The sequence below is a fragment of the Paracoccus sp. SJTW-4 genome, assembly GCF_047716885.1.
Taxonomy (GTDB): Bacteria; Pseudomonadota; Alphaproteobacteria; order Rhodobacterales; family Rhodobacteraceae; genus Paracoccus; species Paracoccus solventivorans.
In genome coordinates this window covers 3,278,756-3,293,574 of sequence record NZ_CP136681.1, presented here as the reverse complement: position 1 = coordinate 3,293,574, position 14,819 = coordinate 3,278,756, and the positions used below count along the sequence as shown (strand labels likewise).

General features: G+C 70.0%; 12 protein-coding genes. 4 read left to right on the top strand and 8 right to left on the bottom strand.

Annotated features, from left to right (window positions below):
* Window positions 1-252 precede the first annotated feature (252 nt).
* From RSP45_RS16090 to rsmI, 5 genes are all read right to left on the bottom strand, one after another.
* Entirely contained in the window at window positions 253-1,767 is a 1,515-nt protein-coding gene (locus tag RSP45_RS16090) for a YifB family Mg chelatase-like AAA ATPase (RefSeq protein ID WP_415392707.1), read from the bottom strand.
* Between the two features lie 90 nt (window positions 1,768-1,857).
* On the bottom strand, window positions 1,858-3,105 hold the full coding sequence (locus RSP45_RS16085; protein WP_415392706.1) for a glycerate kinase type-2 family protein: 1,248 nt from the start codon (window positions 3,103-3,105) through the stop codon (window positions 1,858-1,860).
* 21 nt (window positions 3,106-3,126) lie between these two features.
* Window positions 3,127-4,086: a glutathione synthase gene (gene gshB / locus RSP45_RS16080; protein ID WP_324330545.1), complete on the bottom strand. Its 960-nt coding sequence runs from the start codon at window positions 4,084-4,086 to the stop codon at window positions 3,127-3,129.
* Window positions 4,087-4,167: 81 nt separating this feature from the next.
* The gene (locus RSP45_RS16075) at window positions 4,168-4,587 is read right to left on the bottom strand and encodes a YraN family protein (protein ID WP_415392705.1); all 420 of its coding nucleotides are present in this window, start codon (window positions 4,585-4,587) and stop codon (window positions 4,168-4,170) included.
* Window positions 4,562-5,506: a 16S rRNA (cytidine(1402)-2'-O)-methyltransferase gene (gene rsmI / locus RSP45_RS16070; RefSeq protein ID WP_415392704.1), complete on the bottom strand. Its 945-nt coding sequence runs from the start codon at window positions 5,504-5,506 to the stop codon at window positions 4,562-4,564. The genes RSP45_RS16075 and rsmI overlap by 26 nt, the downstream gene beginning before the upstream one ends.
* Before the next feature lie 122 nt (window positions 5,507-5,628).
* Here rsmI and RSP45_RS16065 point away from each other — a divergent pair, with 122 nt between their 5' ends.
* The 3 genes from RSP45_RS16065 (at window position 5,629) to murJ (ending at window position 11,207) form a co-directional block, all read left to right on the top strand.
* Entirely contained in the window at window positions 5,629-6,840 is a 1,212-nt protein-coding gene (locus RSP45_RS16065) for a penicillin-binding protein activator (RefSeq protein ID WP_415392703.1), read from the top strand.
* A gap of 101 nt (window positions 6,841-6,941) precedes the next feature.
* Entirely contained in the window at window positions 6,942-9,659 is a 2,718-nt protein-coding gene (locus tag RSP45_RS16060) for a [protein-PII] uridylyltransferase (protein WP_415392702.1), read from the top strand.
* A 3-nt stretch (window positions 9,660-9,662) separates the two neighbouring features.
* A complete protein-coding gene (murJ, locus tag RSP45_RS16055) occupies window positions 9,663-11,207 on the top strand; it encodes a murein biosynthesis integral membrane protein MurJ (RefSeq protein ID WP_415392701.1) in 1,545 nt (514 codons plus the stop codon).
* Between the two features lie 142 nt (window positions 11,208-11,349).
* On the opposite strand, the gene RSP45_RS16050 is transcribed toward murJ, so the two are convergent.
* Entirely contained in the window at window positions 11,350-12,060 is a 711-nt protein-coding gene (locus tag RSP45_RS16050) for a rhomboid family intramembrane serine protease (protein ID WP_073064479.1), read from the bottom strand.
* Window positions 12,061-12,151: 91 nt separating this feature from the next.
* On the opposite strand from RSP45_RS16050, the gene trpS reads away from it, so the two are divergent.
* Entirely contained in the window at window positions 12,152-13,171 is a 1,020-nt protein-coding gene (trpS, locus tag RSP45_RS16045) for a tryptophan--tRNA ligase (protein ID WP_415392700.1), read from the top strand.
* Window positions 13,172-13,246: 75 nt separating this feature from the next.
* Here the strand turns inward: trpS and arsC are convergent, their stop codons facing one another.
* Window positions 13,247-13,627 (bottom strand): arsenate reductase (glutaredoxin), encoded by a 381-nt coding sequence (gene arsC, locus RSP45_RS16040; protein ID WP_415392699.1) that lies wholly within the window; start codon window positions 13,625-13,627, stop codon window positions 13,247-13,249.
* Between the two features lie 21 nt (window positions 13,628-13,648).
* Complete coding sequence (locus RSP45_RS16035) at window positions 13,649-14,728, bottom strand: PA0069 family radical SAM protein (RefSeq protein ID WP_415392698.1); 1,080 nt, start codon at window positions 14,726-14,728, stop codon at window positions 13,649-13,651.
* Window positions 14,729-14,819: the final 91 nt, after the last annotated feature.

The following is a 14,819-nucleotide window of genomic DNA, read 5'->3' as shown; positions in this document are numbered from 1 at the left end:
AGACGGGCATCCTTGAAACGGCATCGGCTTCTTTCTGGCCCAAATACCCATGCAGCGCTGACGCCAAGACCCCGGCGCCGGATCGGCGCGCCGCCCCGGACCGCTGCCGCGGCTTTCCTCGCTGAAAGCAGTCCACCGGACCATCCGGCGGGGAAACAGCCTTGTGGGCGGTTTTCTGATCCGCCTCCTATTCCGGGTGCCCGGAAGCCCGGGGATATTTGGGGCAAGATGAGAGCCGCCACGATCTCACCGTCAGGATGCGGCCGCAAAGGGCAGGCGATAGCCGATCGCTTCGGCCAGATGCGGGGCGCGCACGCGGTCCGAATGGTCCAGGTCGGCGATGGTGCGGGCGGTGCGCAGGATGCGGTGATAGCCGCGAGCGCTGAGCCCCAGCCGCTCGGCGGCGCGGTGAATCAGCGCGCGGCCCTCGCTGTCGGGCTCGGCGATCTCCTCAAGCACGGGACCCGAGGCATCCGCATTGACCCGCAGCCCGGGGCTGTCGCCGAATCGCCGCGCCTGCACCGCCCGCGCCGCCTGCACCCGGGCGGCGATGGCGGCAGTATTCTCGCCGCCCTGGCGCTGGTCGAGATCGGAGATGGCGACCGGCGGCACCTCGATCCGCAGGTCGAAACGGTCCATCAGCGGGCCGGAGAGCTTGCCGAGATAATCCGCCCCGCATTGCGGCGCCCGGGCGCAGGCGCGGGCGGCATCGGCCAGATGGCCGCAGCGGCAGGGGTTGGCCGCGGCGACCAGCAGGAACCGGCAGGGATAGCGCACATGCGCATTGGCGCGCGCCACCACCACCTCGCCGGTCTCCAGCGGCTGGCGCAGGGTCTCGAGCACCTGGCGGGAAAACTCCGGCAGTTCGTCCAGGAACAGCACGCCGTTATGGGCCAGGCTGATCTCGCCCGGCCGCGCCCCGCGCCCGCCGCCGACGATCGCCGGCATCGAGGCGGTGTGGTGGGGGTCGCGATAGGGCGGCTCGCGCGAGATGCCGCCGTCGGTCAGCAGCCCAGCCAGCGACTGGATCATCGAGCTCTCCAGCGCCTCGGCCGGGGAAAGCTCCGGCATCAGCCCGGGCAGCCGTGCAGCCAGCATCGACTTGCCCGAACCTGGCGGCCCGACCATCAGCAGATGGTGGCGCCCCGCGGCGGCGATTTCCAGCGCCCGCCGCGCCCGTTCCTGGCCGCGCACGTCGGCCATGTCGGCGCGACGCTGCGGCCGCGCCACCTGCCCGGGCGCCGAGGGCGCGACCGGGGCGCGGCCGGTCAGATGGTCGACCACCTGCTTCAGCCCCGCCGGCGCCACCACCGGCACCGCCCCCACCCAGGCGGCCTCGGCTCCGCAACCCGGCGGGCAGATCAGGCTGCGCTGATCCTCGGCCGCGGCGACGGCGGCGGGCAAGGCGCCGGCGACCGACACCAGCCGCCCGTCCAGCGACAGCTCGCCCAGCGAAACCACGTTGGCGAGTTCCTCAGCCGGCACCACCTCGAGCACCGCCAGCACCGCCAGCGCGATGGGCAGGTCGAAATGCGAGCCCTCCTTGGGCAGGTCGGCGGGCGACAGATTCACCGTCACCCGCTTGGAGGGCATCGCCACCGACATGGCGCCAAAGGCGGCGCGGATCCGTTCGCGCGCCTCGCTGACCGCCTTGTCGGGCAAACCGACGATGGAAAACGACGGGATCCCGGCCGAGACCGCCGCCTGCACCTCGACCAACCGCGCCTCGATCCCGTCAAAGGCGACGGTAAAGGCAATCGCGACCATCCTGCCCTCCGCTGCCCCGTTTCCCTGGGTCTAGCAGTGGGAGTTTAAGGAAAGGTTAACGGGCTCATGGCGTCAACAAAGGCCCGGCCGTCAATCGACCTTGGGAGCTTCGATCAACAAGGCACGGAAATCATTGACATTGGTCAGCGTCGGCCCGGTCACGATCTGCGCCCCGATCCGCGCAAAGAACCCGTGGGCGTCGTTGCTCTCCAGCGCCGCTGCCGTGTCCGTGCCGCAGGCCCGCGCGCGGTCGAGCGTATCCGGCCCGATCAGCGCCCCCGCCACCTCGGCCGCCCCGTCGATGCCGTCGGTATCGCAGGCGATGGCGTGGATGCCCGCAGCCCCGTTCAGCGCCACCGCCAGCGCCAGCGCATATTCCGCATTCGGCCCGCCGCAGCCGTCGCCGCGGCGGGTCACGGTCAGCTCGCCGCCCGACAGAATCACCCGCGGCCCGGTTGCGTCCTGCGCCAGCCCGGCATGTGCCGCAGCAACCTCGCGCGCCTCGCCCTCGATGGAATCGCCCAGGATATCCACTTGGTAACCGTGGTCGGCCGCCAACTCGGCCGCCGCCGCCAAGGAGCGTGACGGCGCCGCGTAGACCACATTCTCGACCCGCGACAGCACCGGATCCTCGGGCGCGCGCACCCCGGTGCCGCGCGCCAGAACCTCCGCCGCCGAGGCCGGGACCGGCACCCCCCAGCGGTCCAGAATAGCCCGCGCATCCGCCGCGGTCGAGCGGTCCCCCACCGTGGGGCCCGAGCCGATCAGCGCCGGATCGTCGCCCGGCACATCGGAAATCATCAGCGCCAGCACCCGCGCCGGCCAGGCAGCAGCGGCCAGCTGCCCGCCCTTGATCCGGCTCAGATGCTTGCGGACGATGTTCATCTGCCCGATCGGCGCGCCGCTGGCCAGAAGCGCGCGGCTGAGCGCCTGTTTCTCGGCCAGGGTGATGTCGCCGGCCGGCGCGCAAAGCAGGGCCGAAGCACCGCCCGAGATCAGCGCCAGCACGAAATCCCCCTCGCCCAGGCCTTCCAGCAGCGCCAGCATCCGCAGCGTGGCCTCGACCCCGGCCTGGTCGGGGACCGGATGCGCAGCCTCGACGATCTCGATACCGCGGGTGGGGCGGGCGTGGCCGTAGCGGGTAATCACCAGCCCCTCGCACGGGCCCCAGGCGGCCTCGACCGCCTCGGCCATCCGCGCACTGGCCTTGCCGGCCCCGACCACCACCACCCGGCCGCCGGTTGGCCGCGTGGGCAGGAAGCCGGCCAGGCTTTCCATCGGATCGGCCACCGCAACGGCCCGGTCGAACAGGGCGCGAAGAAGTTTCTGGGGCGTCATCGGCGGCTCCTCGGGTCGGGTCTAGCGGGCAGCAGCGCCCGCGGCGCGTCGGCGCTCGATCGCCTCCCAGATCAGGGCGGCGGCATTGATGCCGTCGAATCGCTCGAGCTCCTGGATCCCGGTGGGGGAGGTGACGTTGATCTCGGTCAGCCAGCCGTCGATCACGTCGATGCCGACGAAGATCAGCCCTTTTTCGCGCAGCACCGGCCCGATAGTGGCGCAGATTTCCCGCTCGCGCTCGGTCAGCCCGACTTTTTCGGGCCGGCCGCCGACATGCATGTTCGAGCGCGCCTCGCCCTGCGCGGGAATGCGGTTGATCGCGCCCACCGCCTCGCCGTCGACCAGGATGATGCGCTTGTCGCCCTTGACCACTGCGGGCAGGTATTTCTGCACGATCACCGGCTCGCGGGTGATGCCGCCGAACAGCTCGAGCAGGGACGACAGATTCGCATCCGCCTGCGGCAGGTGGAACACCCCGGCGCCGCCATTGCCGTAAAGCGGCTTGATGATGATTTCATCGTGACGGGCGCGGAAGGCGCGGATCGATTCGACGTCGCGGGCGATCATCGTTGGCGGGGTCAGCTGCGGGAAATCCAGCACGAACAGCTTTTCCGGCAGGTTGCGGACCCAGAACGGATCGTTGACCACCAGCACCCGGGGATGCACCCGGTCCAGCAGATGGGTGGTGGTGACATAGCTCATGTCGAAGGGCGGATCCTGACGCAGCCAGATCACGTCGAACCCGGACAGATCGGCAATGCGCCACTCGCCAAAGCTGACGTGATTGCCCTGCTCGCGCCGCAGAGTCACGTCGCGGCCGCGCGCCAACAGCCGGCCTTCGTCGAAGATCAGCCCGTCCGGGGTGTACTGGAACAGCCGATGCCCCCGCGCCTCTGCCTCCAGCCCGATGCGAAAGGTCGAATCGGCGTCGATCGACACATGTTCGATCGGATCCATCTGAAGGGCGACCCTGAGGGACATATGGCGACTCCGGCCTTCATGTTGCGCTGGAACAGGTTCTGACCCGACGGACAGGACGATGCAAGCGCAGGACGGGCCGCGTCAGTTGGCGCCGAAGGCATTCTCGATGATGTCCACCCGGCCGCAGCCATCCACCAGTGCGGCGTCGAAGCGCATCTCGGTCAGCGAGCCGGTGGGGAAACGCTCGGTATAAAGCAGGGCCGCCATGCAGATCCGGTCCATCTGGCGCCGCGACAGCCGCTCTGCGGCCAGGTCATGGGTTCCGGATTTCTTGACCTCGACGAAGACGATGGCATCGCCGTCGCGCAGGATCAGATCAACCTCTCCGGCGGCGCTGCGCCAGCGCCGTTCCAGAATCTCGCAGCCGCGTTCGGCATAAAGCTCGGCCACGCGGGTCTCGGCGGCCTGGCCCGAGGCGTAAGCCGAAATCCCGCGGGCCACCCTTGCGTGGCTGGCCGTGCCGCCGTGCCGGGTTTCAAGCCAGGGCATGATCATCTGCATCCGTTCCATCCTCCTGCATGGCCAGGGCCATGCGATAAACCTCTTTGCGCGGGCGCCCGGTCTGCTCGGCCACCTCGGCCACCGCGTCGCGCATGGTCATCCGGCCGAGCCGGGTCCGCAGCGCCTCTTGCACCGCCGCATCATCGGCAAGCGCCACCGCCGGCGGCCCCAGCACCACCACCACCTCTCCGCGCAGGCCTTCGGCGGGGATCCGCTCAGCCAGGAGCCGGGCCGGCCCGCGCATCACCTCTTCGAATTTCTTGGTCAGTTCCCTGCAGATCGAGATATCACGTTCCCCATCTGTTTCGCACAAATCTTTCAACAATTCCTTAACGCGCCTCGGACTTTCGAAAATGACCGCAGTCGCGTCGATTTCCGCCAGTTCCGACAGCCAGCGGCGGCGGGCGCTGCGCTGCGAGGGCGCGAATCCCGCGAACAGGAAGCGGTCGGTCGGCTGGCCCGCCACCGCCAGCGCCGCCAGCAGTGCCGAGGCGCCGGGCACGGCGTGGACCCTGCCGCCTGCCGCCGCGATGTCCCGTGCCAGCCGGAACCCGGGGTCGGCGACCAGCGGCGTGCCGGCGTCCGAGCAATAGGCCACCGACTGCCCCGCCGAAATCGCCGCCAGGATCGCGGGGCGCGCACGCTCGGCATTATGGTCGTGGTAGGACAGGATCTGCCGTGCCCGCAGCGGGATCCCGTGGATCGCCATCAGGTGGCGCAGGGTGCGGGTATCCTCGGCCGCCAGCAGCTCAGCCGCGTTCAGCACGTCGAGCGCGCGCAGCGTGATGTCGCGCGCCCGCCCGATCGGGGTCGAGACCAGATAGAGCCCCGGCTCCAGCCGCTCGGCCAGCACCGAAGCCGGGATCACCCGCGCGCCCTCGGCATCGGGCCGGTCTCCGGGATGTTGCTGGTCCTGCATTCTCGACCCCCTGCTCTGCCGCCCGCGTTCCCGGCCGCGTGGCGCGTCAGGTTGCCACGCCGGGCGGTCTGTGACTACCCTTGCCCGACCCGGCACACCACCACAACGAGGGAATCAACCCCATGGTCTCAATCGCCCAGCGCCCCCGGGGCGCCGACCGGAGCCATTTCTTCCGCCGCCCCCTGCTGCGGGTCGCAGCCCTGTTTTCCGCCATGGCGCTGGCCGCCTGCGAACCATCCGGGCTGTCCGTCGGCGGCCCGCAGACCGGCCCGATCATCGACCCCGCCCAGCCGCTGCAGGTGGCGCTGCTGGTGCCCGGCGGCTCGGGCGACCCGAATTACGACTACATGGCCCGCTCGATGAGCAATGCCGCCCGCATGGCCGTCGCCGACGCGCAGGGCGCGCGCATCGACCTGCGAATCTATGACAGCGGCGACGACGCGGCGCTGGCGGTGCAGCGCGCCAACCAGGCGGTGGCCGAGGGCGCCAAGATCATCGTCGGGCCGCTGCACGCGGAATCGGCCAATGCGGTCGGCACCGCCGTGGCCGGGCGGGTGAACGTACTGTCATTCTCCAACAATGCCGATATCGCGGGTGGCAACCTCTTCGTGCTGGGCAACACCTTCGGCAACACCGCCAACCGGCTGGTGTCCTATGGCGTCTCGCAGGGTCTGAGCCGCTTCCTGCTGGTCCATGAAAACGACGTCGCCGGCCAGATCGGCGGCGCCGCGATCGAGACCGCCATCGCCCGCAACCGCGCCACGCTGGTCGGCAAGTCCGCCCATGGCCCCACGCGCCCGGAAATGGACGCCATCGCCCCCACCGTGGCCCGCGCCGCCGCCGCCAACCAGGCGCAGGCGATCTTCCTGACCGGCAACAACCAGGCGGTGCTGCCCGAAATCGCCGCCGCGCTGGCCGAGGCGGGGCTAAGCAGCCGCTCGATCCAGCTGATGGGGCTGACCCGCTGGGACGTGCCCGCAAGCCGCGCCGCGCTGCCACAGCTGCAGAACGGCTGGTTCGCCATCCCCGACCTGGGGCGGATGGCGCAGTTCAACAGCCGCTACCGCGCCGCCTATGGCGAGACCCCGCATGAATTCGCGACGCTGGCCTATGACGCGGTGTCGGCGCTGGCCGCGCAGCTGCGGGCGGGCCGGCGCAATGCCGTCACCACCGCCGGGCTGACCCAGGGCGCCGGCTTCGCCGGCATCCAGGGCACGTTCCGGCTGATGCCCGACGGCAGCAACCAGCGGCAGCTGTCGGTGGCGACGCTGCGCGGCGGGCAGCTGGTGGTGCTGGACCCGGCGCGGGGCAGCTTCCGCGGCGCCGGGTTCTGACCTTGCCGCGACGACCAGGCCGGAACGGGGCGGAGGGGACAGACACCCCCGCCGCCCCCGCCCCGATCCAGAGCGCCCCGGCCCTGCCCGGGGCGCATCCGTTGTTCGACCCCGGCCGCGCCATCGCCGCGCTTGACGCAGGGTTGGCCGGGCTGTCCGACCCGCGCGACATCCGGGCCCGCAGCGTCGCGATCCTGTCCACCCTGCGCGCCGAGGCGATGGAGGATATCGTCGCCGGCCTCGCCTCGCACCCGCGCAAGGGGCGTGAGACCGTGCGCGCCATCGCCGAGCTGACCGACGCCACCATCCGCGCCATCCATTACGTCGCCACCACCCGCCTGCACCCCAACCTTGCCCCGACCGAGGGCGAGCGCATCGCGGTGATCGCCACCGGCGGCTATGGCCGTGGCGAGATGGCGCCCCATTCCGACATCGACCTGCTGTTCCTGCTGCCGTGGAAGCCCAGCGGCTGGATCGAAAGCGTCGTGGAATCCATGCTCTACATGCTGTGGGACCTGCGGCTGAAGGTCGGCCACGCCACCCGCAGCCTGGACGACTGCCTGCGGCTGGCGGAACAGGACTTCACCATCCGCACCAGCCTGCTGGAGCACCGGCTGGTCTGCGGCGACGCGGTGCTGGCGCAGTCGCTGCGCGACCGGCTGTGGCCCGAGCTGTTCGCCCGCACCATCCCCGAGTTCATCGAGGCCAAGCTGGCCGAACGGACCGAGCGCCACCGCCGCCAGGGCGGCCGCCGCTATGTGCTGGAACCCAACGTGAAAGAGGGCAAGGGGGGGCTGCGCGACCTGCAGACCCTCTACTGGATTGCCAAATACATCCACCAGGTCGATCGCGCCATCGAGCTGGTGGACCTTGGCCATTTCACCCGCGCGGAACACACCACCTTCTGGGCGGCCGAGGATTTCCTGTGGGCGGTGCGCTGCCACATGCATCTGGTCGCCGGCCGCGCGGTGGAAAAGCTCAGCTTCGACATGCAGCTCGAGGTGGCCGAGCGCATGGGCTATCGCGACGCCGGCGGCCGGCGCGGCGTGGAAATCTTCATGCAGACCTATTTCCGCCACGCCACCAAGGTGGGCGAGCTGACCCGCGTGTTCCTGACCGGGCTGGAACAGCGCCACCTGTATCGGGCCTCGTTCCTGGAACGTCTGCGCCGGCCGCGGGTGGCCTCGGGGCTGCGGGTGGAAACCGGGCGACTGACCATCGCCGACCCCAAGCGCTATTTCGCCGACCCGCTGAACATCCTGCGCCTATTCCAGGAGGCGCTGCGCACCGGCATCCTGATCCACCCCGAGGCGATGCGGCTGGTCACCCAGAACCTGCACCGCATCGACGACGCCATGCGCAATTCGCCCGAGGCCGGGCGCATCTTCCTGGGGCTGCTGCTCGACCATGGCAACCCGGAACGCGCGCTGCGCCGCATGAACGAGCTGGGGGTGCTGGGCGCCTATATCCCGGAATTCGAGCGCATCGTCGCGATGATGCAGTTCAACGTCTATCACCACTACACGGTGGACGAGCATCTGATCCAATGCGTGGCCGCCCTGTCGCAGATCGAGCGGGGCGAGCTGGTCGAGAACCTGCCCATCGTGTCCGGCATCATGGCCGAGGGCCGCATCGACCGCACGGTGATCTATCTGGCCACGCTGCTGCACGACATCGGCAAGGGCCGCCCCGAGGATCACTCGATCATCGGCGCCCGCATCGCGCGGCGGGTCTGCCAGCGGCTGGGGCTGGAGCCAGCACAGGTCGAGCTGGTGGAATGGCTGATCCGCAACCACCTGCTGATGTCGGACGTAGCGCAAAAACGCGACATTTCCGACCCGCGCACGCTGGGCGATTTCGCCAAGGCAGTGCGCTCGCGCCAACGGCTGGACCTGCTGACGGTGCTGACCGTCTGCGACATCCGCGGCGTCGGCCCCACCACCTGGAACAACTGGAAGGCCGAGCTGCTGCGCAACCTGCACCAGCTGACCGCCGAGGCGCTGGAAAACGGCCTGGAAGAGGTCAACCGCGAACAGCAGACCGACGAGGCGCGGCAGGGGCTTCGCCTGCTGCTGACCGCGCAGGGCTGGGACACGGCCGAGATCGACGCCGAGACCGCCCGCCACGACGACGGCTATTGGCAGGGACTGCCCGGCGACACCCACCAGGTCTTTGCCCGGCTGTTGCGCGGGATCGGCGCGGGGGAAATCCGCATGGATCTGGACCCCGACCTGCGACGCGACGCGACGCGGGCGGCCTTTGTCGTGGCCGACCAGCCGGGGCTGTTTTCGCGGCTGGCCGGGGCGCTGGCGCTGGCCGGGGCCAATGTGGTGGACGCGCGCACCTATACCACCCGCGACGGATACGCGACGGCGGTGTTCTGGGTGCAGGACGCCGAAGGCCGCCCCTATTCCGCCGAACGGATGCCGCAGCTGCGCCGGATGATCGACCGCACGCTGGCCGGCCGCGCGGTGGCGCAGGCGGCGCTGGCCGACCGCGACCGGGTCAAGAAACGCGACCGCGGCTTTCGCTTTCCGACCCATGTCACCTTCGACAACGAAGGCTCGGATATCCACACAATCATCGAGGTGGACACCCGCGACCGCCCCGGCCTGCTGTACGACCTGACCCGGACCCTGGCCGAGGAACAGGTCCAGATCGTCAGCGCCGTGATCGCCACCTTTGGCGCGCAGGTGGTCGATGCGTTCTACGTCAAGGACAGCACCGGCGCGAAGCTTCTGTCGCCCGCCCGGCGCGAAGCCCTTGAACGCAGGCTGCGCGAGGCGATACGCGAGGGCGCGGAACGAGCGAGGGCCTGAGCGATGCGGGGCGGACAGCGGAGCGGACTGGTGCGGGGATTCATCTCCGTCGGCCTATGGACTTTCCTGTCGCGGGTCTCGGGCTTCGTGCGCGACATCCTGATGGCAGCGTGGCTGGGCACCGGCCCGGTGGTCGAGGCGTTCTTCGTCGCGCTGTCGCTGCCCAACATGTTCCGCCGCTTCTTCGCCGAGGGCGCATTCAACACCGCCTTCGTGCCGCTGTTTTCCAAGAAGCTCGAGGGCGGCGAGGACCCGCAGAAATTCGCGCAGGACGCGTTTTCCGGGCTGGCCTTCGTGGTGGCGGTATTTTCAGCCGTGGCGATGATCGCCATGCCGGGGCTGGTGTGGCTGATGGCGGCGGGGTTCGCGGGGGACGAGCGCTTCGACCTGGCGGTGGAATACGGGCGCATCACATTCCCCTATATCCTGCTGATCTCGCTGGCCTCGATGATCTCGGGGGTGCTGAACGCGAACGGGCGCTTCACCGCGGCGGCGGCGGCGCCGGTGCTGCTGAACCTGCTGTTCATCGCCGGCCTGGTGCTGGGGCGCATGCTGCACTGGGACCTGGGGCTGACGCTGGCCTGGGCCACGCCGATCACCGGGATCGCGCAGCTGGCGCTGGTCTGGTGGGACGCGGCGCGCAACGGCTGGCGGCTGGTCCCGCGCCGCCCTCGGCTGACCCCGGACATGAAGCGGCTGCTGACCATCGCCCTGCCGGCGATCTTTGCCGGCGGCGTGGTGCAGGTGAACCTGCTGGTCGGGCGGCAGGTGGGCTCGTTCTTCGAGGGCGCGATCGGTTGGCTGAACTATTCCGACCGGCTCTACCAGCTGCCGCTGGGGGTGGTCGGCGCCGCGGTGGCAGTGGTGCTGCTGCCGGAACTGGCCCGCCGCCTGCGCGCCGGCGACGAATCCGGCGGCCAGTCGGCGCTGTCGCGCGCGACCGAGTTCGGGATGTTCCTGACCCTGCCCGCCGCCTTTGCCATCACGGTGATCGCGGTGCCAATGGTGGCGACGCTGTTCCAGCGCGGCGCCTTCGACGCTCATGACACCGCGATGACCGCGCAGGCGCTGGTGGTCTATGCGCTGGGGCTGCCGGCCTTCGTGCTGCAAAAGATCCTGCAGCCGCTGTATTTCGCGCGCGAGGATACCAGGACCCCGTTCCGCTACGCGGTGAACTCGATGGTGGTGAACGCGGCCGCGGCCTTCGGGCTGATGGGGGTGGTGGGCTTCCTCGCCGCCGCGCTTGGCACCACGCTGGCCGCCTGGGTGATGGTGGCGCAGCTCTGGTGGGGAACGCGCGCGATGGGACAAGCCGCCCGCTTCGACGCGCGGCTGCGCCGGACGATGCCGCGGATCCTGCTGTCCTCGGCGCTGATGGCGGCGGCGCTGTGGCTGCTGCGCACCCGGCTGGCCGCAGATGGCGAGGGCGACGTGGCGGGGCTTGCCATCCTCGTCTTCGGCGGCGCCGCGATCTATTTCGCGCTGAGCTTCGCCACCGGCGCGATCAGCCCGGCCGAGCTGCGCGCCTATACGCGGCGCAAGCGCTGAAGGCGACGCCGGACCGGGGGTTTTCCACCCCCGGACCCCCGGAGGATATTTGCACCACGATGAAAGCCATGGCGGCTGCGGGGTGTTCTTTCTGGTGAAAATACCCCGGGGTCCGGGGCAGCGCCCCGGTCCGGCGGCGCCGTCAGCGGTGCCGCACCCGACGGCGGACGCGGGAAAACCCGCCGGGGACCAGCACGAAGGACAGGGTGAAGCCGATCCCGAAACCGGCGATCTCGGCGATCCAGTTCTTGCCCGAGCTGCCGAAGACCACTCCGAACACCAGCTGGAACAGCAGCAGCATCCCGATCAGGGTAAAGGCGCGCATCTGGTTGGCGTTTTCCTGCCCCAGCCGCGTCCACAGCAGAAAGGTGAAGGCGCCCAGCAGCCCGTAGACCGGCGTATAGCCCCCTACCAGCGGGTCGAAGCGCAGCTGCGGCAGCAGCCCGGCCGCCAGCGAATAGACCGCCGCCCCCCCGATGGCCGAGGCCGCGAACAGCACCACCACCGCCCAGGGCCGCATCGACCGCGCCGCCATGTTGCCAAGCGCCAGCAGGAACACCAGCACGAACAGCGCATGGGTGGCCGAGTAATGGACGAAGGGATAGGTGACCAGCCGGTGCAGTTCCGCCCCCGCGACCGAGCCGCGCTCCCAGGCGCGCAGCAGGAACTCGGGGGCAAAGGCCGTCTGCTCGACCAGGATCTGGCGGGCGGCGCGGCCGGCATTGCTGCCCCCGGCCAGGAATCCCAGCCGGCCAAGGCCGAAATACGCCTCGGTCGCGATGATCGGCAGGGCCAGCACCCACAGCACCGCGGGCAGGCTGTTGAGAGGGCTTTCGGGTGATCCGGCGCGCATTTGTGTCGGTTGCTCCATTCCCGCGGCGCGGTTGCGCCTGTCGGGGGCAAGGGGTAATCCCTTCGCATCCGGTTTTCCAGCAGGCAGTTCCATGGCACGCGTTCACTCTCCGCGCATCTTTTCGGGCATCCAGCCGTCGGGCGGGCTGACGCTTGGCAATTACCTGGGCGCGCTGCGCCGCTTTGCCGAGAAACAGGGCGAGGTCGAGACGGTCTATTGCCTGGTCGACCTGCACGCGATCACCGTCTGGCAAGAACCCGAGCGCCTGCGCCAGCAGACGCGCGAGGCCGCCGCCGCCTTCATGGCCGCCGGCATCGACCCGGCGCAATCGGTGCTGTTCGTGCAAAGCCACGTCCCTGCGCACGCCGAACTGGCCTGGCTGTTGTCCTGCGTCGCGCGGCTGGGGTGGATGAACCGGATGACCCAGTTCAAGGACAAGGCCGGCAAGAACGCCGAGGCCGCGAGCCTGGGGCTTTACGCCTATCCGGCGCTGATGGCGGCCGACATCCTGGCCTATCACGCCACCCATGTGCCGGTGGGCGAGGACCAAAAGCAGCATATCGAGCTGACCCGCGACATTGCCGCCAAGTTCAACCACGACTACGGCGTCGATTTCTTCCCCAGCCCCGAACCGGTGATCGAGGGCGCCGCCACCCGCGTGATGTCCCTGCGCGACGGCACCAAGAAGATGTCCAAGTCCGACCCGTCGGACGCCAGCCGCATCAACCTGACCGACGACGCCGACGCCATTGCGCAAAAGATTCGCAAGGCGCGCACCGACGCCGAGCCGCTGCCCGGCGCCATGGAGGGGCTGAAGGACCGCCCCGAGGCCCGCAACCTGGTCAACATCTTTGCCGCGCTGTCGGACGAGACCCCGGATGCGGTGCTGGCCCGGTTCGAGGGCCAGGGCTTCGGCGCCTTCAAGCCGGCGCTGGCGGACCTCGCCTTGTCGGTGCTGGCCCCGATCACCCGGCGGATGAACGAGCTGATGGCCGACCCGGCCGAGATCGACCGCATCCTGCGCGCGGGCGCGCTGCGCGCCGATGCGATCGCCGCCCCGATCGTGGCCGAGGCGCGCGAGATCATGGGGATGATCCCGGCGGCACGCTGAGCCGGGGGACGGCGGGGGCGCTGCCCCCGTCCCGTGCCGGGACTCCCCCGGGATATTTCTGCACCAAAGACGGGCTCAGGCACCCGGGGGCGGGATGGTTCCGGCCGGGGTGGGCAGGATTTCCTGCAGCCTTTCCTCTGGCCGGCAGAGCCGTGTGCCAAGCGCGGTGCGCACGAAGGGGCGTTCCAGCAGGATCGGGTGCGCCTCGATCGCATCCAGCAGCTGCTCGTCGGTCAGTGCGGGATCGTCGAGCCCGAGATCGTCATAGGGCGTGTTGCGCCGGCGCAGGGCCTGGCGGATGGTCAGCCCGGCGTCGGTGATCCACTGCCGGATCGTCTCGCGGTCGGGCGGGGTCTGCCGGTAGTCGATCACCTCGGGGGTCTCACCGGCATCGCGCAAGGCCTGCAGGACGCGGCGCGAGGTGCTGCAATTCGGGTTGTGCCAGATCGTGGTCATGGCCCCATCCTGCACCCACGCCTAGAACAGCGCAAGCTGGTCGCCGGGGCGCGGCGGCGGCGCAAAGCGGCTGCAATCGAGCGGCGGCGCCGCGGAATCGTAACTCAGCCGCTTGCGGGCGACGCGGAAGCGCTGGTGCATCAGCTCGGCCTCGACCCCCTCGCCGCGCATCCGCTGGCCGAAACGCGGGTCGTTGTCGCGGCCGCCGCGGATCGCCTGGATGCGGGACATCACATGGGCGGCGCGGCCGGGGTGGTGGCGGTCCAGCCAGTCGCGAAACAGCGCCGCGACCTCGTGCGGCAGGCGGATCGGGATCAGGCTGGCACTGGCGGCGCCGGCTTCGCGCGCCGCCGCCAGCAGCGATTCGATCTCATGGTCGGTCAGCCCCGGGATGATCGGGGCCAGCATCACCCGCACCCGGACCCCCGCCCCGGCCAGCGCCCGGATCATCGCCAGCCGGGTGGCGGGGGCGGGGGCGCGGGGTTCCATCTGCCGGGCCAGCGCAGGGTCCAGCGTGGTCAGCGATACGCCGACGAAGATCTGCCCCCGCGCCGCCATCGCCCCGATCAGGTCGAGATCGCGCAGCACCGTGCGGCCGCGCGTCACCAGGCTGACCGGATGGTTCCAGTCATGCAGCACCTGCAGGCATTGCCGCATGATGCCCAGCCGCGCCTCGGCCGGCTGATAGGGATCGGTGTTGGTGCCGAAGGCGATGGGCGCCACCGCATAGGAGGGGCGGGCGATTTCCGCCGCCAGCAGCCGGGCGGCATCGGGCTTGGCGGTGATGCGGGTTTCAAAGTCCAGCCCCGGCGACAGCCCCAGATAGGCGTGGCTGGGGCGCGCGAAACAATAGATGCAGCCATGTTCGCAGCCCCGATACGGGTTCACCGATCGGTCGAAGGGCACATCGGGGGACTGGTTGCGGCTGATGATCCGGCGCGGGGTCTCCAGCGAGATTTCCGTGCGCAGCAGATGTTCCTCGGGCGCACTGTCCCAGCCGTCGGATTCGCGCACCGCCTGATAGGGCTCGAATCGTCCGGCCGGGCGGTGGGCCGCACCGCGGGCCTTGAGGATTTCGTCGGGGTCGCGAGGTGGCAGCATCCTGCCGAGGATGGAACATTATGCGAACATCTGCAAGCGCCGCGTTCATCCTGACTGCAATGGCGGCTTTTCAACCGGCCCCACCCACCCC

Bases quoted from the DNA above. Each gene is read 5' to 3' on its own strand.
- RSP45_RS16090 (WP_415392707.1), bottom strand. From the start codon at position 1,767: ATGGTCGCGATTGCCTTTACCGTCGCCTTTGACGGGATCGAGGCGCGG.
- RSP45_RS16085 (WP_415392706.1), bottom strand. From the start codon at position 3,105: ATGACGCCCCAGAAACTTCTTCGCGCCCTGTTCGACCGGGCCGTTGCG.
- gshB (WP_324330545.1), bottom strand. From the start codon at position 4,086: ATGTCCCTCAGGGTCGCCCTTCAGATGGATCCGATCGAACATGTGTCG.
- RSP45_RS16075 (WP_415392705.1), bottom strand. From the start codon at position 4,587: ATGCAGATGATCATGCCCTGGCTTGAAACCCGGCACGGCGGCACGGCC.
- rsmI (WP_415392704.1), bottom strand. From the start codon at position 5,506: ATGCAGGACCAGCAACATCCCGGAGACCGGCCCGATGCCGAGGGCGCG.
- RSP45_RS16065 (WP_415392703.1), top strand. From the start codon at position 5,629: ATGGTCTCAATCGCCCAGCGCCCCCGGGGCGCCGACCGGAGCCATTTC.
- murJ (WP_415392701.1), top strand. From the start codon at position 9,663: ATGCGGGGCGGACAGCGGAGCGGACTGGTGCGGGGATTCATCTCCGTC.
- RSP45_RS16050 (WP_073064479.1), bottom strand. From the start codon at position 12,060: ATGCGCGCCGGATCACCCGAAAGCCCTCTCAACAGCCTGCCCGCGGTG.
- trpS (WP_415392700.1), top strand. From the start codon at position 12,152: ATGGCACGCGTTCACTCTCCGCGCATCTTTTCGGGCATCCAGCCGTCG.
- arsC (WP_415392699.1), bottom strand. From the start codon at position 13,627: ATGACCACGATCTGGCACAACCCGAATTGCAGCACCTCGCGCCGCGTC.
- RSP45_RS16035 (WP_415392698.1), bottom strand. From the start codon at position 14,728: ATGCTGCCACCTCGCGACCCCGACGAAATCCTCAAGGCCCGCGGTGCG.